General features: G+C 46.6%; 19 protein-coding genes. 15 read left to right on the top strand and 4 right to left on the bottom strand.

All coding sequences use genetic code 11. From position 1 onward, the window contains the following. Entirely contained in the window at positions 1 to 399 is a 399-nt protein-coding gene (gene hslR / locus FLM48_RS01125; protein WP_028772881.1) for a ribosome-associated heat shock protein Hsp15, read from the bottom strand. Between the two features lie 256 nt (positions 400 to 655). On the opposite strand from hslR, the gene gspC reads away from it, so the two are divergent. The 12 genes from gspC (at position 656) to FLM48_RS01185 (ending at position 12,390) form a co-directional block, all read left to right on the top strand. Further along, entirely contained in the window at positions 656 to 1,573 is a 918-nt protein-coding gene (gspC, locus tag FLM48_RS01130; protein WP_028772882.1) for a type II secretion system protein GspC, read from the top strand. A gap of 27 nt (positions 1,574 to 1,600) precedes the next feature. After that, positions 1,601 to 3,769 carry a type II secretion system secretin GspD gene (gspD, locus tag FLM48_RS01135; protein WP_179022956.1) on the top strand — a complete coding sequence of 723 codons (2,169 nt, stop codon included), beginning with the start codon at positions 1,601 to 1,603 and terminating at the stop codon, positions 3,767 to 3,769. Next, positions 3,762 to 5,333 carry a type II secretion system ATPase GspE gene (gspE, locus tag FLM48_RS01140; RefSeq protein ID WP_256871012.1) on the top strand — a complete coding sequence of 524 codons (1,572 nt, stop codon included), beginning with the start codon at positions 3,762 to 3,764 and terminating at the stop codon, positions 5,331 to 5,333. Before gspD ends, gspE begins: the two co-directional genes overlap by 8 nt. Before the next feature lie 2 nt (positions 5,334 to 5,335). Then, positions 5,336 to 6,556 (top strand): type II secretion system inner membrane protein GspF, encoded by a 1,221-nt coding sequence (gene gspF / locus FLM48_RS01145; protein WP_179022958.1) that lies wholly within the window; start codon positions 5,336 to 5,338, stop codon positions 6,554 to 6,556. A gap of 75 nt (positions 6,557 to 6,631) precedes the next feature. Further along, complete coding sequence (gene gspG / locus FLM48_RS01150) at positions 6,632 to 7,066, top strand: type II secretion system major pseudopilin GspG (RefSeq protein WP_179022960.1); 435 nt, start codon at positions 6,632 to 6,634, stop codon at positions 7,064 to 7,066. Positions 7,067 to 7,080: 14 nt separating this feature from the next. After that, positions 7,081 to 7,659: a type II secretion system minor pseudopilin GspH gene (gene gspH, locus FLM48_RS01155; protein WP_028772887.1), complete on the top strand. Its 579-nt coding sequence runs from the start codon at positions 7,081 to 7,083 to the stop codon at positions 7,657 to 7,659. Positions 7,660 to 7,712: 53 nt separating this feature from the next. Beyond that, a complete protein-coding gene (gene gspI, locus FLM48_RS01160; RefSeq protein WP_179022962.1) occupies positions 7,713 to 8,090 on the top strand; it encodes a type II secretion system minor pseudopilin GspI in 378 nt (125 codons plus the stop codon). Continuing rightward, positions 8,080 to 8,826 carry a type II secretion system minor pseudopilin GspJ gene (gspJ, locus tag FLM48_RS01165; protein ID WP_179022964.1) on the top strand — a complete coding sequence of 249 codons (747 nt, stop codon included), beginning with the start codon at positions 8,080 to 8,082 and terminating at the stop codon, positions 8,824 to 8,826. Before gspI ends, gspJ begins: the two co-directional genes overlap by 11 nt. A gap of 2 nt (positions 8,827 to 8,828) precedes the next feature. Further along, positions 8,829 to 9,833 carry a type II secretion system minor pseudopilin GspK gene (gene gspK / locus FLM48_RS01170; RefSeq protein WP_179022966.1) on the top strand — a complete coding sequence of 335 codons (1,005 nt, stop codon included), beginning with the start codon at positions 8,829 to 8,831 and terminating at the stop codon, positions 9,831 to 9,833. Positions 9,834 to 9,938: 105 nt separating this feature from the next. Beyond that, positions 9,939 to 11,129: a type II secretion system protein GspL gene (gspL, locus tag FLM48_RS01175; protein WP_028772891.1), complete on the top strand. Its 1,191-nt coding sequence runs from the start codon at positions 9,939 to 9,941 to the stop codon at positions 11,127 to 11,129. A 1-nt stretch (position 11,130) separates the two neighbouring features. Beyond that, positions 11,131 to 11,607: a type II secretion system protein M gene (locus FLM48_RS01180; RefSeq protein WP_028772892.1), complete on the top strand. Its 477-nt coding sequence runs from the start codon at positions 11,131 to 11,133 to the stop codon at positions 11,605 to 11,607. 21 nt (positions 11,608 to 11,628) lie between these two features. Next, complete coding sequence (locus tag FLM48_RS01185; protein ID WP_179022968.1) at positions 11,629 to 12,390, top strand: type II secretion system protein N; 762 nt, start codon at positions 11,629 to 11,631, stop codon at positions 12,388 to 12,390. A 53-nt stretch (positions 12,391 to 12,443) separates the two neighbouring features. Here FLM48_RS01185 and yrfG read toward each other — a convergent pair whose 3' ends face one another. Continuing rightward, positions 12,444 to 13,106: a GMP/IMP nucleotidase gene (gene yrfG, locus FLM48_RS01190; RefSeq protein ID WP_179022969.1), complete on the bottom strand. Its 663-nt coding sequence runs from the start codon at positions 13,104 to 13,106 to the stop codon at positions 12,444 to 12,446. A gap of 190 nt (positions 13,107 to 13,296) precedes the next feature. Here yrfG and nudE point away from each other — a divergent pair, with 190 nt between their 5' ends. The 3 genes from nudE (at position 13,297) to FLM48_RS01205 (ending at position 16,402) form a co-directional block, all read left to right on the top strand. After that, positions 13,297 to 13,842 carry an ADP compounds hydrolase NudE gene (nudE, locus tag FLM48_RS01195; RefSeq protein WP_028772895.1) on the top strand — a complete coding sequence of 182 codons (546 nt, stop codon included), beginning with the start codon at positions 13,297 to 13,299 and terminating at the stop codon, positions 13,840 to 13,842. A gap of 55 nt (positions 13,843 to 13,897) precedes the next feature. After that, positions 13,898 to 14,707 carry a 3'(2'),5'-bisphosphate nucleotidase CysQ gene (cysQ, locus tag FLM48_RS01200; protein WP_028772896.1) on the top strand — a complete coding sequence of 270 codons (810 nt, stop codon included), beginning with the start codon at positions 13,898 to 13,900 and terminating at the stop codon, positions 14,705 to 14,707. Positions 14,708 to 14,785: 78 nt separating this feature from the next. After that, positions 14,786 to 16,402, top strand: coding sequence for an MFS transporter (locus tag FLM48_RS01205; RefSeq protein ID WP_179022971.1), 1,617 nt, complete (start codon positions 14,786 to 14,788; stop codon positions 16,400 to 16,402). A 15-nt stretch (positions 16,403 to 16,417) separates the two neighbouring features. On the opposite strand, the gene mnmH is transcribed toward FLM48_RS01205, so the two are convergent. Next, the gene (gene mnmH, locus FLM48_RS01210) at positions 16,418 to 17,521 is read right to left on the bottom strand and encodes a tRNA 2-selenouridine(34) synthase MnmH (protein WP_256871013.1); all 1,104 of its coding nucleotides are present in this window, start codon (positions 17,519 to 17,521) and stop codon (positions 16,418 to 16,420) included. Continuing rightward, the gene (selD, locus tag FLM48_RS01215; RefSeq protein WP_179022974.1) at positions 17,521 to 18,561 is read right to left on the bottom strand and encodes a selenide, water dikinase SelD; all 1,041 of its coding nucleotides are present in this window, start codon (positions 18,559 to 18,561) and stop codon (positions 17,521 to 17,523) included. Before selD ends, mnmH begins: the two co-directional genes overlap by 1 nt. Positions 18,562 to 18,654 lie beyond the last annotated feature (93 nt).

The following is an 18,654-nucleotide window of genomic DNA, read 5'->3' on the forward strand; positions in this document are numbered from 1 at the left end:
TTAGCTTTCTTTAAAGCGTATTAATTGACGACGTTGTTTCTTGTCGGGCTTAGTATCCGGCGCAGGATTATTAAGCGCGTTTAAACGTCTAGCTTCAGCATAGGTTTCTCTTTTCGCTATGCTTTGAGGCGTTTCTTCGTATAAGGTTTGGGCGATCTGCGCTTTTTGACGCTGATCGGACAGTTTTTTTATGACAATCTCTTTTTCGTCATATCCCTGTCTTAATTTTATTACAGCATCTAGCTCTGCTAGTTTACTGGATTTGGTTCGCTGACCATTGTAGTGAACCTTACCGCCATTTATCATCTCTTTGGCTATGGCACGCGTTTTATAAAATCGTGCAGCCCATAGCCATTTATCGAGACGGACGGTGTGCTGTGGTTCATGGGAATGACTCATGACGTCTCCATTTACACTGTAGCGTGGGCAAGCTCACAAGCTGAGGAAGAAGTCGGTATTTTTAATCAGGTTTCACCTAATATAGCGACTCACTTCACACCCTTTTTAGGCGCGTAAAGTTAGCATATTTACTAGGCGTGCGCCAATTTAGCTACTGTTATGGGCTTGTTGCTATTAGCTGTCTAGGTTAGCATGAGTCAGAGATTCCTAAATTATCTTAATCAGAACAGAGGCCTGTGTAGAGGGTCCGCATTATATGGATTTATTAGATAAAGTATTAAACAAGGCGGCAGGGATACCACATAAGCCTTTGAGTATAGCCACATTTTGGCTTGGTTTGGTCATTGCTCTTTACCTGTTGGCGCAAATCACATGGAAGCTCATTCCAGGCGCTGATTCGCCTCAAAATTGGCGTCCAACTCCGGTTTCATCTTCGGGTTCTGGACCGGCCAATATTGCTGGGCTGCAAAAATTGGGCTTATTTGGTCAACATGATGAAGATTCAAGTAACGCCAAAGTTGAGCATGTTGTCGAAATGATAACCGATGCACCCAAAACTTCACTGTCGATTCAATTGACCGGAGTGGTTGCGTCCACGTCTGAGCAAAAAGGCTTAGCGGTTATTGCCTCAAGCGGCAGTCAAAACACCTATGGCTTAGGTGACAAAATTAAAGGCACATCCGCGTCACTGAAAGAGGTGTACGCTGATCGCATCATTATTACCAACAGCGGTCGCTATGAGACGTTAATGCTTGATGGCTTAGAGTATGAAACACAAAGTCAAGCAAATCAGCAGCTTCAGCAAGCTAAAGTCGACCGTAAAGTGACCCAAGTTGACCAACGTACCAACCGCAAAGTGGCGGCTGAGTTGCAACAGTCACGGGATGAGTTATTGGCTGATCCCAGCAAAATTACCGATTATTTAGCCATTTCACCCGTGCGCAGTGGTGGTGAGCTTAGCGGGTATCGATTAAACCCGGGTAAAGATAGAGACTTATTTAAACAAGCTGGCTTTAAAGCCAACGATTTAGCAAAATCAATGAACGGCTATGATCTCACCGATATGAGCCAAGCATTAGAAGTCATGGCACAGCTGCCCGAACTGACGGAAATCTCACTTATGGTCGAGCGAGATAATCAGTTGGTTGAGATCATGTTTAGTTTGCCGCAATAGAGAAAGGGTTTAGGGGACGTAACGACAATGAATAATAAAAAGATTCGCCGTAAGCTAATTGCTGGCGTGATAGCGGGTGCTTCGCTGTTTGCACCAACACTCGCTTGGTCAGAGCAATACGCGGCCAATTTTAAAGGCACCGATATTCAAGAATTTATCAACATTGTTGGTAAAAACTTAAATCGTACTATCATCGTTGACCCGACGGTGCGCGGTAAGATTAATGTTCGTAGCTATGATCTGCTTAATGACGAACAATATTACCAATTCTTCCTCAATGTATTGCAAGTCTACGGCTATGCGGTTGTCGAAATGGACAACAACATCATTAAAGTCATTAAAGACAAAGACGCGAAAACATCTGCTATTCGTGTTGCAGATGATGATGCACCCGGTCTAGGTGATGAGATGGTGACACGTATCGTGGCACTTTATAACACCGAAGCTAAACAGCTGGCGCCATTGCTTAGGCAGCTTAATGACAACGCCGGTGGCGGTAACGTTGTTAACTATGACCCTTCCAATGTATTAATGATTTCTGGCCGAGCAGCGGTAGTGAACAAGCTCGTTGAGATTGTTCGTCGTGTTGATAAGCAAGGTGATACAGAGGTTCAAGTTGTCCCGCTTGAACATGCCTCTGCCGGTGAAATAGTGCGTATTGTCGATACCCTATACCGTTCTACTGCTAACCAATCTCAGTTACCTGGACAAGCACCTAAAGTCGTTGCCGATGAACGAACCAACGCAGTGATTGTTAGTGGTGATGAAAAAAGCCGTCAGCGTGTTGTTAGCCTAATTCGTAAATTAGATGCTGAGCAAGCCAATACGGGCAACACTAAAGTTCGTTACCTGCGTTATGCCAAAGCGGAAGATCTGGTTGAAGTGTTAACTGGATTTGCAGAAAAACTGGTTAATGATCAAGATGGCGGTCAACCACAAGCGGGTCGTAGTAAGCGCCGCAACGAAATTAACATTATGGCCCACGCAGATACCAATGCCTTGGTGATCAGTGCTGAGCCTGATCAGATGCGTACCATCGAGAGCGTGGTCAATCAACTGGATATTCGCCGTGCGCAAGTATTGGTTGAAGCCATTATTGTAGAAGTTGCCGAAGGTGATGACGTTGGTTTTGGTGTGCAGTGGGCCAGTGCCGCAGGTGGCGGAACACAGTTTAACAACTTAGGTCCAACCATTGGTGAAATTGGTGCGGGTGTTTGGCAAGCGCAGCCACAAGAAGCCTCGCAAACCTGTACTGGTTCTGGTGACAACCTAACGTGTACCGACAACCCAGAAGTACAAGGTGACATTACTTTGCTAGCGCAAGCGCTGGGCAAGGTAAACGGTATGGCATGGGGTGTAGCCATGGGCGATTTTGGCGCCTTGATTCAAGCAGTGTCGAGCGATACCAAGTCTAACGTATTAGCAACACCATCAATTACCACCCTTGATAACCAAGAAGCCTCGTTCATTGTGGGTGATGAAGTACCGATTCTAACCGGTTCAACATCGAGCTCGAACAATAACAACCCATTCCAAACGGTTGAGCGTAAGGAAGTTGGGGTTAAATTAAAAGTTGTGCCACAGATTAACGAAGGCACCACGGTTAAGCTCACTATTGAGCAAGAAGTATCAGGCATTAACGGTAAAACCGGGGTCGATGTGACCTTTGCGACACGCCGACTTACTACTACGGTCATGGCTGACTCGGGCCAAATTGTTGTATTAGGCGGTTTGATTAACGAAGAAACTCAAGAAAGTGTGCAGAAAGTGCCATTCTTAGGCGATATTCCTATTATCGGTCACTTATTTAAGTCTTCTTCTAGCGGTAAGAAGAAAAAGAACTTAATGGTGTTTATTAAGCCAACGATTATCCGTGACGGTATCACTATGGAAGGCATTGCCGGGCGTAAGTACAACTATTTCCGCGCATTGCAGCTTGAGCAGCAAGAACGTGGTGTGAACTTAATGCCTAATGCTGACGTACCGATTTTAGAAGAATGGGATCAAGAAGCGTATCTGCCTCCAGAGGTTAACGAAGTCCTGCAGCGTTATAAAGACGGTAAAGGCTTAGAAACCAAGATGCGTGAAACAGACCCAGCATTGCGACATATTAGCGAGTCAAAAGCGGCCGATGCGGCAGCGGTAGAGCAAGCTGAAACAGAAGCAAAAGCGGCAGAAAAGTCTGAAGATGAGTGATAATCAAGCGACTCCGAATGAAGAGTTGACCCAAGTTTCCTCGGAGCTTGGGTTGGCCAGTGAAACCGAGTCGGATGAGGTGTTTCACTCTAGTAGTCGCGAGCGTTTACCGTTCGCGTTTGCCCATCGCTACGCGTTAGTGTTAGATAAAGATGAACACGATGCGCTAACCTTGTATCACACCCCCACGACACCTTTGGCAGCAATGCTTGAGGTGCGTCGCTATACTGGCCAAGAGCTCAATATCGCCCAGTTAGATCCCATTATCTTCGAAGCTAAACTGACGCAAGTCTATCAAGCCAACTCTTCAGAAGCGCAGCAGCTGATGGAAGATATTGGTAATGAAATGGATTTGTTCACCCTAGCCGAAGAGTTGCCCCAGACTGAAGATCTGCTTGAAGGCGATGATGATGCGCCGATCATTAAGCTGATTAACGCATTATTGTCTGAAGCAATTAAAGAAGAAGCCTCAGATATCCATATTGAAACCTACGAGAAACAGCTCGTCGTGCGTTTCCGGGTTGATGGTGTGCTTAAAGAAGTGCTTAAGCCAAACCGCAAGCTTTCATCGTTATTAGTTTCACGTATCAAGGTCATGGCTCGCTTAGATATTGCGGAGAAGCGCGTACCACAAGATGGTCGTATCTCTTTGCGTATCGCGGGACGTGCAGTTGATGTGCGTGTATCAACCATGCCATCAAGCCATGGTGAGCGGGTTGTATTACGTTTGTTGGATAAAAATGCCGGTAACTTAGATTTACTGCAGCTGGGTATGACCGAAAATATTCGGGTGCAATTTGATGACTTAATCCGCAAGCCCCACGGTATTATTTTGGTGACCGGTCCTACTGGTTCAGGTAAAAGTACCACCTTGTACGCCGGTTTGACCGAGATTAACTCGAAAGATACCAATATTCTCACGGTTGAAGATCCCATTGAGTACGAACTTGAAGGTATTGGCCAAACGCAAGTTAATACTAAGGTTGATATGACCTTTGCGCGGGGATTACGTGCTATTTTGCGTCAAGATCCCGATGTGGTGATGATTGGTGAGATTCGTGATTTAGAAACCGCGCAAATTGCGGTACAAGCCTCGTTAACCGGTCACTTGGTGATTTCAACTTTGCACACCAATACCGCTTCTGGTGCGATTACCCGTCTACAAGATATGGGCGTAGAGCCCTTCTTGGTATCGTCGAGTTTGCTGGGCGTACTAGCACAGCGTCTTATTCGTACGCTGTGTAAGGAGTGTAAGTCTGAGCATCAACCAGATGAGCGTGAGCGTGAATTACTAGGCATCGACGCCAGTGATACTCGCACTATTTATCGTGCGGTGGGTTGTAAGTCATGTGGTTTCAATGGCTACCGTGGCCGAACCGGTATTCATGAGTTATTGCTGGTTGATGACAATGTCCGTGAGCTTATTCACACTGGCCGTGGTGAGTTGGCCATTGAAAAGTATATTCGCACAGAAGTGCCCAGTATTCGTCATGATGGTATGAGTAAAGTGCTAGCCGGTGTGACCACGCTTGAAGAAGTACTGCGTGTCACCCGCGAGGAATAATCATGCCAGCATTTGAGTATAAAGCGTTAGATACGGCGGGTAAGCAGCAAAAGGGCGTGGTTGAAGCTGATACGGCTCGTCATGCCCGTAGTCAGCTACGTGAACAACGCCTTATGCCGCTGGATATCACCCCAGTTGTCGAAAAAGAGCGTAAGGCTAAATCTGGCGGCTTCAATTTTAAGCGCGGCATTTCAGTGGCCGAGTTGGCCCTTATTACTCGCCAAATCGCGACTTTGGTAGCAGCGGGTCTACCCGTTGAAGAAGCGTTAAAGGCCGTTGGTCAACAATGTGAGAAAGATCGCTTAGCCAGTATGGTGATGGCAGTACGCTCACGGGTTGTTGAAGGTTACAGCTTGGCCGATTCTATGGCTGAGTTTCCGCATATCTTTGATGATCTTTATCGTGCCATGGTGGCATCTGGTGAGAAATCAGGCCACTTAGAAGTCGTCCTTAATCGTTTGGCTGATTACACCGAACGCCGTCAACAGCTCAAAAGCAAGATGACCCAAGCCATGATATACCCAGTGGTACTCACTGTGGTCGCCATTACGGTTATTGCTATTTTGCTCGCCGCGGTTGTACCGCAGGTTGTGGGTCAGTTTGAACACATGGGCCAAGAGTTACCTTGGACAACCCAGTTGCTGATTGTGTCGTCTGATTTCATCCGCGATTATGGTTTAGTTATTCTTGGTGTGATGGTTGCGATATTTTTTGTCATCAAGCAGCTATTGCGTAAAAGCGAATATCGAATGAAGTTCGATACGTTACTGCTGCACTTGCCAGTGATTGGTCGTGTCAGTAAAGGCTTGAACACCGCTCGTTTTGCTCGCACCTTGAGTATCTTGACGGCCAGTTCTGTGCCGCTGCTTGATGCCATGCGCATTGCAAGCGAAGTATTGATGAACGTTAAAGTACGCGCCGCCGTTGAAGAAGCGACTGCGCGTGTTCGTGAAGGTACCAGTTTGGGCGCCGCCTTAGGTAACACGAAACTTTTCCCGCCTATGATGCTCTATATGATCACATCGGGTGAGAAAAGTGGCCAGCTAGAACATATGTTAGAGCGCGCTGCCGACAACCAAGATCGTGAGTTTGAGTCAAATGTTAACATCGCCTTGGGTGTGTTTGAGCCGTTACTGGTTGTCAGTATGGCTGCCGTGGTGCTGTTTATTGTATTGGCTATTTTGCAGCCGATATTAGAGCTTAACAACATGATCAGTGGTTAAGCAGATATTAATTTCATTTCCTTTAGCTAACGAATACTGGCAGCTGAAGGGCAATACCGTCAGAGGAAGTAATCAATGCAAATGAGCAAAAAACATCGAGGTTTTACCTTGCTAGAAGTCATGGTTGTAATCGTGATTCTTGGTATTTTGGCCTCTATGGTCGTCCCCAATCTAATGGGTAACAAAGACAAAGCTGATCAGCAAAAAGCGGTTTCAGATATTGTGGCATTAGAAAATGCATTGGATATGTATAAGCTCGATAACAGCGTATACCCAACAACTGAACAAGGCTTAGAAGCACTCGTTCAAAAACCTACGCTTTCTCCAGAGCCACGTAACTATCGTGAAGGCGGCTACATTAGACGTTTACCGCAAGATCCATGGGGCAATGAGTATTTACTATTGAGCCCAGGTGAAAATGGCACTTTAGACATTTTTAGTGCTGGCGCAGATCGTCAACCAGGTACCGAAGATGATATCGGTAACTGGAACCTACAAAACTTCCAGTAATCGACAGCTACATCATGCGCGCATCACACCAACGTGGCTTTACCTTACTGGAGGTAATGTTAGTTGCTTTATTGATGGGGCTTGCAGCAGCGGCTGTGACCCTATCAATTAGTGGTGCAGATCGTCAGCAAGAACTCAACCGTATCGCCAATCAGTTTATGGCCACCACAGAGATGGTGTTGGATGAAACGGTATTAAGTGGCCACTTTCTTGGCATTGTTGTTGACGATAATCGCTATGAGTATGTGTTTTATGATGATGGTCAATGGAAGCCACTGCAAGCCGATCGCATGTTAACCGCCAGAGAGATGGAATATGGCGTGACGTTAAGCTTGATACTTGAAGGTTTACCGTTGACTCAGGAAGACGAAGAAGATGAGTCTTGGTTCGATGAACCTTTGATTGAAAAGTCAGAAGATGACAAGAAGAAGTTTCCAGAACCGCAAATCATGCTGTTTCCGAGCGGCGAAATGAGTAGCTTTGAGCTGAGTTTTTTGGCTGAAAATGAACTCGGTGAAGAGATTGAAGCTTTGGTTGTTGGTGATGCATTGGGTCGGATGACTCTGGGGAGAGACGATGGTTTTGACGATTAGTCAATGCCATAGGGCCCGATGTAACATCACCGCATTAATGGTGGGGTCTGCTCATGCGTGCTAGTCAGCAGGGGATGACGTTGCTAGAAGTGATTGTCGCGCTAGCGGTATTTTCTATCGCCGCGGTGTCAATCACAAAAAGCTTGGGTGACCAAATGGCCAATATGCCTATTTTAGAGCAGCGCACTCTAGCTCAGTGGGTGGCTGGCAACGAAATGGTTGAAGCACGCTTGGAAAGTAAGTTTCCCGAGTTGGGCAAGAAAGAGGGCTCAACAGAGTTGGCTGATCAAGAGTGGTTTTGGCGTAAAGAAGTGATTAAAACCACCGATGATAATTTTCGGATGATCCGTATCAGTGTTAGTGACGATTCACGCTACGACCGAATTGTTGCGCAAGTGAGCAGCTATGTGCTGAACCCCGATGCCAAATAGACGTGGTGGTTTTACCTTACTTGAGATGTTAGTGGCAATCGCTATTTTTGCCATGATTGGTCTAGCTGCGAATTCGGTGCTGCAAACGGTAATGAAAAATGATGAAGCCACCAAAGATTTTGCCGTGCGCCTAAAAGCGATGCAACAAGGGTTTGGGGCGCTGCAGCGCGACTTAGGGCAAATGGTCGCTCGCACACCGCGTTTACTCGAAGGTGGTCGCGGTACCACGGTATTTCAAACCGGCTCAGATATGTTTGATTCAGAATCTGAATCGTTAGTGTTTTTTAGAATTGGCTGGTTAAACCCTGAAGGGATCTTACCCCGCGGCAGTCTGCAATCGGTGGCCTATGTCGTGGTTGAAGGTAATTTAGAGCGTTGGCATTTTCCTTACCCAGAACCCGAGTTTGGTGCCGAGCCAATTAAAACTGTGGTGATCGAAAATGTGGTCTCAGTGGAATACTCTTTCTTTATGGAAGATAAGTGGGAGCGAAAAGTTGACGCGACCAAGCTGCCCAAAGCGATTGCCGTGGAAATTGAAGTCGAAGGTTTAGGTCTTATTCAGCGTAAGTTCTTATTGCCAGCGGGTACATCACAGAGCAGTGGTGATGACAATGGCGGCAATAATAACGGTGGCAATAATAATGGCGGCAATGATAACGAAAGCGACGACACTGAAAATGGCGGCAACAATAACGGTGGCAACAATAATACCGGTAACAATAGGCAAGGTAATTAGCCATGAAACGTCGATTGCCCTCTAAGCAGCGTGGGGTTGCGTTAATTGTTGTGATGTTAATTGTGGCGATGGTAGCGATTATTGCTACCAACATTAATGGCCGCAACCAGCTGTCGGTCAGGCGCACATTGAATTTGGCGCAGTATGAACAAGCATTTTGGTATGCGATTTCTGCTGAAGAGCTGGCCAAAAAAGTGATCAAGCAAGACATGGAAGATGCCGATGATGGTGAAGTGCATCTACAACAGTACTGGGCACAGGCTGATGTGGTATTTCCTGCCGAGCAGGGCCAAATAGGCGGTAAGATAAGCGATTTACAGTCTTGTTTTAATTTAAACTCATTAGCGACAAAGAGCACAGAAGTGCAGGGTGGTCAGCCTAAACTTTCACCGCCAGCTGTGCAGTATAAAGGCTTATTAGTCGCGCTAGGTATGGATGATTTTGCCGCTGAGCGATTGACTCACACCTTGCAAGATTATATTGACGAAGATACGACAGCGAGTCCGTTTGGTGCTGAAGATGCCGAGTATGAGTCGCGTGCTGTGCCTTATCGAGCGGCAAATACCTTGATGAATCACCGCAGTGAACTGCGCGCAGTAATGGGGTATACCCAAGATATTTATCTTAAGCTGCTACCTTATATTTGTGTGATTCCAGGGGTAGAAACCATGGTATTGAATGTGAATACCATTGAGGTTGAGCAAGCGGCATTGCTCGCGGGCATGATGGATAACAACATTGGTATTGGCGAAGCCGAAAGTATTATTAACCAGCGTCCTGGTGACGGCTATGATTCGATAGATGACTTTTGGTCTAATTCATCGCTAGGGAATGTGCAGTCACAGCCTGACTTTAACAAGTCTGCGTTCGCACTAAAGAGTAGCTACTTTTTACTGGATGCTGGCGCGATTGTTGATAATGCCACCTTCCGCTTAGAAAGTGTGATGAAGTTGGGTGGCGGCAATAACTTAGAAATTGTTACCCGGCAATTTGGCGGGCAAAAGTAGTATTTTTCCTACTGTGTAACGACTAACAAATAGAACAAATAGGGTGTTTGCGGTACTTAGCCAGTGCTAAGGCCTACAGCAACGATAACACCACGGAGAACGACAGTGAGTGAACGATTATTTATCCGTTTAGGCAGAACCGCAGAGCAACCATGCTCTTGGCTGGTTTGGTCTGAACAGGAGCGAGAAATTATTGCTTCGGGAGAGCTACCTGATGCTGCGGCATTATCTACGCTTTCTGAACGCGCTGGTCAGCGACCCGTTGATGTTTTAGTGCCGTCTTCTGCTATCACTTTAACCGCGGTTGAATTACCAGAGAAAGGTCAGCGCCAAGCGGTTAAAGCCTTACCGTTTATGCTGGAAGAGACATTGGCAGAAGATGTAGATGAACTGCATTTCGTCACAGGCCCAAGAGAAGGTGAGTCACTCAGTGTGGCTGTGGTTGCTCACGAGCAGATGCAAGAGTGGTTATCTTGGCTAACAGAGGCGGGACTTAAGCCCAAGCAAATCGTACCGGATTGTCTGGCGCTACCATTAGCCGAATGTGATTGGGCTATGATGGCCTTTAACCAAGACTATTTAGTTCGCACCAGTGCCGGTGAAGGCATGAGCCTCAATGGAACTTGGCTTAATGCGGCGTTACCGCAAATGCTGGCTAAACAAAGCGATACGCCTACCGTGGCGGGGTATACCGAGCTTAACGTTGAGGGCATTAACATTGAGCCGCAACCGCTTGATTTGCCTATGCTAGTCCTCGCTCAAGGGATTGTTAACGCGCCGCTTAACTTACTTAGCGGCGCTTATACGCCCAAACGTGAATACGGCAAGCATCTGACACTGTGGCGTAATGCGGCCATTGTGATTGTGGTCGGCCTGGTACTGGCGATGGTCAATAAAGGATTGAATATTCATCAGTTAAATGCCGAGCAAGAGCGCTTACGGGTGCAAAGTGAAGCCATTTACAAGCAAGTGATCCCAGGCAGTTCGCGCATTGTTAATCTGCGCTCGCAAATGGATAGAGAATTACGCAGTCTTAAAGGGCAGGGAGCCGGCGGCGAATTCTTCACCATGTTAGAAAGCCTTGAGCCGACCTTCGTTAAAATTCCTGATCTTAAACCAAGCACGCTGCGGTTTGATGCCGGACGAGGCGAGCTACGCATGCAGGTCTCGGCCAAGAGTTATGCACAAATTGAACAGTTCCAGCAGCTAGCATCGGCGGATTTTCGTGTCGATACCGGTTCGATGAATAGTGGTGAAGATCAAGTCACCAGTACCATTACTTTGAGGAGAAAATAGTATGGAAAACCTTAAAGTGTGGTGGAGCGGGTTAGTACAACGAGAGCAACAGATGGTTGCAGCCTGTGCCGTTGTCTTGGTGATAGGTATTTTGTATTGGGGTGTATGGACCCCTATCGCAAATGCGGAAGAAAATGCCGAACGCTCGTTGCAGGCCCAACAAAGTACCCTCAATTATGTTAAGCAGACGGCGAACAAAATAGCGGGTCTGCGTGAAGCAGGTAATCGTCCGAAAGCCTCAGGTAGCATCAGCGCCACGGTTAACCAAGCAGCAGGTGCATATGGATTAGAGATCACGCGTATGCAGCCGCAGGGCGATAGGGTACAGATCTGGATGGATGATGTGCCATTTGAAGCCCTGTTGAATTACTTAAATAACCTAGTGCAAGACAAAGGCTTATCGCTAGACAGTATCGATTTAGCCGAAGCTGACACCCCGGGCTTAGTGCGGGTTCGTCGTATTCAATTGTCTAAATAAAGCCAGTAGTAGGAATAAACTGTGAGTTTAGTTAAAAAGATTGTAATCGGTGTATTCATTTACCTGATATTTTTGCTGGTATTGTTTCCGGCGCAACTGGCGTTATCTTTGGCTCCGCTACCTAACTCGGTGGCAGTGTCAGGCGTGAGTGGGACTATTTGGAACGGCAGTATTGCTAATTTAACGGTACAGCAGCGCCAACTTGAGTCTGTGCAGTGGCAATTGTCCCCATGGGGGCTGCTAATGGCGACCGCCAATTTAGACGTAGTCATTGGCAACCGCGCCACCGCGGTAAATGGTCGGGGCAATGTGTCGCTATCGATGGGAGGCATCAATGCGCAAGGTTTGCGTTTTGAAGCACCCAGTGAATTTTTACTTGGCAATACCCGTCTGCCTTTTAGAACGGAAGTCGATGGCAGTATCAGTCTGTTTATTGATGAGCTCGCGCAAGGAAGACCATGGTGTGAACAGTTAAGCGGCAAGTTATTTGTTAACCGTGCTCAAGTGAATAACCAGTTTGGTCAATATCCGCTTGGCGATATGGAAATTGGTTTAAGTTGTGTGGATGGCAACGTCAAACTTCAATCTGATGAGTCGATGAATCAGCTTGGTTTTGTGGGTAATGTGTTGTTAAAAGCAGATAGCCAATTGCAAGTGAGTGCCAAAGTTAAAGAGACGGCCCAGCAGCCTAAAGACTTAAAGCAAGCGTTGGCGTTTCTTGGCAAAAAAGATAGCCAGGGCTATTACCCCATCTCTTATCAAGGGCGAGTGCCCGGTTTGTAATTATCAGTATTTAAAAAGGCTCCTTAAGGAGCCTTTTTATTGGCTGCAATCGTCTAAGCCATTAACTCTTTAAACAGCATTTGGTAGTCGTGGATTGCCGGAAAATCACTAAATACTTTATTGGGCTTTTGGCTATCGGGATTGCTGATCCCCAACTGATAGCCTATGCCGGCTTTTTTCGCCGCGGCGAGAATCACTTCGCTGTCATCAATAAATAAACAACGCTGTGGATCTAAATCAAAGCGCTGAATGAGTTGCTGCCAAAAGTGCGGATGCTCTTTAGGGTGACCTGTTTCATGGCTCGAAATCATGGCATCTAACCCGCTTTGTAGTTCGGTGTGTTGTAGTTTGAGCGCCAGACTTTTGGGGTGGGCGTTGGTGACTAAAATCCGTTGTTTGCCTTGCTGTTGTAAGGCCTGCAAAAAGGGCAAGCTGTCTTGGCGCAGTGCGATACGGTCTACCAAGGTATGGTGCAGTGCAATAATGTCGAGTTGCAGCTCAGTTTGCCAATAATCTAAGCAATACCAATCTAAAGTACCGCTGACTTTTTCGTAGGCGGTTTCAACCAATGTCTGTGCCTCATTGAGGCTGATCCCTCTCTGTTGGCTAAGGGTTTGCGGTACCAATCGCAACCAGAAATGATTATCGAAATGCAGGTCGAGTAAGGTGCCATCCATATCGAGTAGTACGGTATCTATCTGTTGCCATGGAAACATAGGTGTGAAATCTGACTGCGGAGTTTGATGGCAGTATAGCCAAAAAAGCGCTTCGATAAATCACTAACTGCCGCATAGATTTCTATATTATGCTATCCAGAGCTATTGAGTATTGATTTTTCAGTTGTGGATTAGCAACATAGTAGTAAGATTATATTGTTAAGCAAAAGCCATTTTACCAAGGACTGTCATGTCGGATAATAAGCCAGAAATACTGCACGCAGAAGTGGTCGCTAAGAGTCGCTTATTTCAGATAGAGCAGGTGCATTTGCGGTTTTCTAACCAGGTTGAACGCCAGTACGAGCGTATGAAAGGCAACAACCGTGGTGCGGTGATGGTTGTACCTGTGCATCAAGGGCAGCTACTGTTAGGCCGTGAATACGCCGCAGGTACCCACAGTTATGAGCTTGGCTTTCCTAAAGGTTTGGTCGATCCCGGCGAAACTGCCGCACAAGCTGCCAACCGTGAGTTACAAGAAGAGATTGGTTTTGGTAGCCACCGCTTAACCCATCTGATGGAGCTGAGTTTAGCGCCGGGGTATTTTGCCAGCAAAATGCAGATCTTCATTGCCGAAGATCTGTATCAAAGTCGTTTAGAAGGTGATGAGCCCGAGCCCATCGAGATGGTGCCTTGGCCATTAGAAAAGTGGCGAGAGTTGCTGCAGCAAGACGATTTTTCTGAATCTCGTAGTGTTAGCGCCTTGTTTTTAGCGCAAGAACATCTAAAACTAAAGTAGTTGGCATTTTTGTCGAATTGATATTATGTCGTAGTCATAGGCTGTTGGAGTTGTTATGAAGCCAGAAGAGATTGTTGAAGCAGCGATCGCTATCGCGGTAAAAGCGGGCAAGGAGATAAAAGATATCTACCTTGAAGGAAGTTTCGATCGCGAGATCAAGCAAGATAATACTCCGGTGACCTCAGCCGACATCGCGGCCCATAAAATAATCACGGCTTCATTAGCTAAATTGACCCCTGATATTCCAGTGCTGTCGGAAGAAGATGCCGATATTCCCTTTAGCCAACGTTGTGAGTGGCAGCGTTATTGGTTAGTTGATCCTTTAGATGGTACTGGCGAGTTTATTGCGGGTAGCGGCGACTTTTCGGTCATTATCGCGTTAGTTGAGCATAATCGTCCCATTATGGGCATCGTTTATGTGCCGATGACAGATGTTTGCTACTACGCCATTGCGGGCTTAGGCGCTTATCGACGAGACAATGGTGCGGACATGCGCATCAGTAGTAAACAATTGACCGCTGAGCAAAGTCAGTCATTACGTTTGGCTGTTAGTCGCCGGCAAGATCCTAAGTCAGTCCTTAAGTTATTTAATCATGGTAAGCATTGTGATTTGGTGGTGCTTGGTGGCGCAGCGTTGAAAAGCTGCTTGGTGGCTGAAGGACGCGCAGATTGTTATGTTCGCATTGGCCCAACAGGTGAGTGGGATACCGGAGCGGCGCAAATTATTGTCGAAGAAGCTGGCGGGCAAATTATGGATTTGACCCTGCAACCGCTGAGCTACAATGAACGTGAATCGTTAGAGAATCCCAACTTTATCGTGGTTGGCTCGCCCCATTTAGCGTGGGATGAACTGTTGATCTCCTGATGATAATCGGGTTAACTCTTTAAAGGCCATCCCGTTGGATGGCTTTTTATTATTTGCTAGATAGACAGTGAGAGTAACATGTTATTATCGCGACGCTTTTTCCCCTATTTTGTTACTCAATGCCTAGGTGCATTAAACGATAATGTCTATAAGAATGTGCTGCTACTGATGGTGACCTATTCACAAGTCAGTAGTTTGCCGTTTGATGTCAATCTGTTTGTCAATTTGGCCGCGGGCCTATTCATTCTGCCTTTCTTTCTGTTTTCAGCCTATGCCGGCTTAGTAGCCGATAATATGGACAAAGCGCTACTGATAAGGCGACTCAAGCTGCTGGAATTTGTGATTATGGCTTGCGCTGCTGCGGCGATAGTGACCCACAGCTACTTGCTGATGCTGGTATTGTTATTTCTTATGGGCACGCAGTCTGCTTTTTTTGGGCCAGTAAAGTACTCGTTGTTGCCGCAAATCTTAACCGCTGAAGATTTAGTGCGAGGTAATGCTTGGGTTGAAGTTGGCACCTTTGTATCGATTTTGCTTGGCACCATTGGCGCGGGGTTAATATTAACCCAATCCTATGCGGAAGTTGTTGCCGCAGCTAGTGTGGTGGCGTTTGCTTTGCTAGGGGTATTTTATAGCCGCCAAATTCCGCCATTGCCGCCAGTACACCAAGTCGATGATGTCCCTTTTGCGCCTTTTTCTGGCATGCTGCGTACTTTGACACTTTGCCGCCAACAGCCAGTAATTTGGATAGCCATTATCGCTATCAGTTGGTTTTGGTTTGTGGGGGCGACTTACTTAACTCAGTTTGCTAATTTCTCGCGGGTACATTTAAACGGTGATGCGACAGTTGTGTCGCTGTTATTGGTGTTGTTTTCGGTGGGTATTGCGCTAGGGTCGATGTTATGTACCCGGTTATCAAGGCAACGGGTTGAAATTGGCGTGGTGCCGCTAGGCTTGTTGGGTTTATGGATTTTTGGTGTCGACCTCTATTACGCGATACCAACTATGACGGCGCAGCCATTAATGTCGGTGAGCGACTTTCTTTCTCAACCCAATCACTACCGACTTTTATTCGACTTACTGTGTATTGGGATCAGTGGTGGGGTTTATATCGTACCTTTATACGCCTTTGTGCAAGCGCGAGCTGTACCGAGTCAGCGGGCTCAAATGATCGCTGCCAACAATATACTTAACGCGTTGTTTATGGTGATTTCAGCAATACTTGCTATGGTGCTGCTAGGTGCGATGCAATGGCAAATTAGTGAACTTTTCTTAGCCTTAGCTTGCGCAAACGTGCTGGCTGGACTGGCTATCTTTACAGCCAATTTAGAGTTTCGGGTACGGGTTAAACACTATTTGCTCAGTGTGCTGCGCTACCGAGTCAGTATTGATAGCGTAATTTTGCCCTATGAAGGGGCGTGCTTGTTAGTCAGTGAGAAAGCGCAACGTATACCAAGGGCGCTGCTGTCGACCATTTCACTGCGGCCAATTATTGTTGGCCAGCAAACCTTGCAGGTTAAAGAGGCGCTGCAGCAACACAAGATGATATTAATTGATGATAAGCAGCTGTCTGAGTTGTTGATCCGTGATCCGAGTTTTTTAATGCAGAATCCCTGTTTTAGATTGCAATATAGCACTGAAGCTCAATCGAGCTGGCGCCAAAAAGTCACGATGACCCTAAGTCGGTTGCGTTAATGATTGTATGGGCAATTATTGCTGGCTTTGTTGCTCATCTAGCCATTGGCCAATGGCGTGTTGATCGCCTTGGAACTTGATGGGGCGTTGCTTCTTTTCTAACTGGTACTGATACATAGGATCGTAGTATTGCGTGAGCAGAATTTGAATCCAAGTGAGGTGTGCTTGGGTATCGCCATTTTGCTGTTGGGTTTGTAGTGCTTGATTGATTAAGGTAATTAATTGGTCGTGCTGCAGCCCACCTAGCCGTTTTTTAATGCTATGAATACTTTGCTGTAAGTACTGACTAAAGGCTTCAAATCCTGCCTCTTCACCTTGTCGACTGACAAAGCCTTGATGCATTTTGTGCACATACTCATCAAGCAGCCGTGATAATCTGGCAGCTTCATTTTCTTCAAGTATTAACAGTTCGGCTTGTAACATTCTTTGATAAAAGGGCTGCGGAATGGCAGAGCGGCCAATCAAAAAGCTCTCATCTTCTACTACTAAACAAGCCTCTTGCCGCCGTGCATGTTTAAGCAGGTCAACTGCTAGCTGATTTTCGAAGTTGATTTGTGAAGGTTGCGCCTCATGGCGACGGCCAAAACTCGATCCACGATGATGAGCGATAGCTTCTAAATCGATGGCGTCTGCACGTTGTTGAATAAAATCGGTTTTACCGCAACCAGTTGCGCCACTTAGCACGTAGAACGGCTGTTTGGTTGGCTTAGCGATGACTTCAATTAAGAACTGGCGCATTGCCTTGTAGCCACCTTCAATGAAGGCAATATCAATCTGGCTATCTTTGATCCATTGCTGCGACAACTGAGAGCGTAATCCACCGCGAAAACAGTACAGGTAGCTATTGGATTGCGCGCTGATGTGACTCAGCCAAGCGTCAATTCGCTGCTGTTTTATCTTGCCAGACACTAAGCGATGCCCAAGCTCAATTGCCGCTTGTTGCCCTTGCTTTTTGTAGCATGTCCCGACTTTTTGGCGTTCGCTGTCGACCATTAGAGGGCAGTTGTGACTGCTAGGAAATGCGCCTTTATTAAATTCGACGGGAGCGCGAACATCGATCAGTGGATGATCGTTAGCAAGCAGCTGAGCAAATGCTTGCTTAGGGATAATATTGCTCATTAAATTAACTCGATAACACTGGTGGTATCTGGTGCGCACAATTGACCGATGCATTGACTCGGTAGTTGGTGGGTATTAAGCAGCTGTACCAACTTGTCTTCATCGTCAGCGTTAACGGCGATCAGCAGTCCGCCGCTAGTTTGTGGGTCACATAATAAGGCTTTATCAATATCACTGAGTGGCGGTAAATATGCCGCGTAGCTATCAAAGTTTCGTTCGGTACCACCTGGGATGCATCCCATATGCAGATATTCTATTGCACGTGGTAGTACTGGTACTTGCTTAATATTGACTTGTGCATGTACGCCAGCACCGAGGCAGACTTCCAGTAGGTGTCCAGCTAAGCCAAAGCCTGTGACATCGGTCATCGCATTGACGCCGGTAAGTTTAGCGATTTGTGGCCCAAGTTTATTGAGTTGGCACATAGCCTCAGGGGCAATATGTTGGTCAGCCTCGGCTAATTTTTTTTGTTTCTGGGCCGTGGTTAAAATACCGATGCCTATCGGCTTAGTGAGATAGAGTTTGTCGCCGACTTTAGCTGTATTGTTTTGTTTGAGCTCTGTAAGTGGAATTTGTCCGGTAACGGCCAAGCCAAAAATGGGTTCTGGTGAGTCGATACTATGGCCGCCAGCAAGCATGATGCCTGCGTCTGCACAGGCTTGTCTGCCACCATCAACAACTTGCTGGGCTATTTCAGCTGGCAGTTTATCCACCGGCCAACCAAGAATCGCAATGGCCATCATAGGTGTCCCACCCATGGCGTAAATATCACTAATGGCGTTGGTGGCGGCAATTCTGCCAAAGGTAAAGGGGTCATCGACTATCGGCATGAAAAAGTCAGTGGTGCTGATAATACCCGTGTCATCATTGAGCTTATACACGGCGGCGTCATCACGGCTTTGGTGACCCACTAGCAAGTTTTCATCATGAAATACTGGCAGCTGAGAAGCTAAAATAGTGCCGAGTACTTTGGGCGATATTTTACAACCGCAACCAGCACCATGGCTGTATTCGGTGAGTTTGATATGAGCAGTTGCCATGATGTTGATCCTAAATAGCTGTTGTTCAACATCATAGACTTAATTGACCGCGGTGCAATACGGTCAATTAAGTATTTGTGCTTTTTAGGGGGA

The sequence above is a fragment of the Shewanella sp. Scap07 genome (genome assembly GCF_013394145.1).
GTDB classification, from domain to species: Bacteria; Pseudomonadota; Gammaproteobacteria; order Enterobacterales; family Shewanellaceae; genus Shewanella; species Shewanella waksmanii.

Coding starts and splice junctions, on each gene's coding strand:
- hslR (WP_028772881.1), bottom strand. CDS start 399: ATGAGTCATTCCCATGAACCACAGCACACCGTCCGTCTCGATAAATGG.
- gspC (WP_028772882.1), top strand. CDS start 656: ATGGATTTATTAGATAAAGTATTAAACAAGGCGGCAGGGATACCACAT.
- gspD (WP_179022956.1), top strand. CDS start 1,601: ATGAATAATAAAAAGATTCGCCGTAAGCTAATTGCTGGCGTGATAGCG.
- gspE (WP_256871012.1), top strand. CDS start 3,762: ATGAGTGATAATCAAGCGACTCCGAATGAAGAGTTGACCCAAGTTTCC.
- gspF (WP_179022958.1), top strand. CDS start 5,336: ATGCCAGCATTTGAGTATAAAGCGTTAGATACGGCGGGTAAGCAGCAA.
- gspG (WP_179022960.1), top strand. CDS start 6,632: ATGCAAATGAGCAAAAAACATCGAGGTTTTACCTTGCTAGAAGTCATG.
- gspH (WP_028772887.1), top strand. CDS start 7,081: ATGCGCGCATCACACCAACGTGGCTTTACCTTACTGGAGGTAATGTTA.
- gspI (WP_179022962.1), top strand. CDS start 7,713: ATGCGTGCTAGTCAGCAGGGGATGACGTTGCTAGAAGTGATTGTCGCG.
- gspJ (WP_179022964.1), top strand. CDS start 8,080: ATGCCAAATAGACGTGGTGGTTTTACCTTACTTGAGATGTTAGTGGCA.
- gspK (WP_179022966.1), top strand. CDS start 8,829: ATGAAACGTCGATTGCCCTCTAAGCAGCGTGGGGTTGCGTTAATTGTT.
- FLM48_RS01180 (WP_028772892.1), top strand. CDS start 11,131: ATGGAAAACCTTAAAGTGTGGTGGAGCGGGTTAGTACAACGAGAGCAA.
- yrfG (WP_179022969.1), bottom strand. CDS start 13,106: ATGTTTCCATGGCAACAGATAGATACCGTACTACTCGATATGGATGGC.
- nudE (WP_028772895.1), top strand. CDS start 13,297: ATGTCGGATAATAAGCCAGAAATACTGCACGCAGAAGTGGTCGCTAAG.
- cysQ (WP_028772896.1), top strand. CDS start 13,898: ATGAAGCCAGAAGAGATTGTTGAAGCAGCGATCGCTATCGCGGTAAAA.
- FLM48_RS01205 (WP_179022971.1), top strand. CDS start 14,786: ATGTTATTATCGCGACGCTTTTTCCCCTATTTTGTTACTCAATGCCTA.
- mnmH (WP_256871013.1), bottom strand. CDS start 17,521: ATGAGCAATATTATCCCTAAGCAAGCATTTGCTCAGCTGCTTGCTAAC.
- selD (WP_179022974.1), bottom strand. CDS start 18,561: ATGGCAACTGCTCATATCAAACTCACCGAATACAGCCATGGTGCTGGT.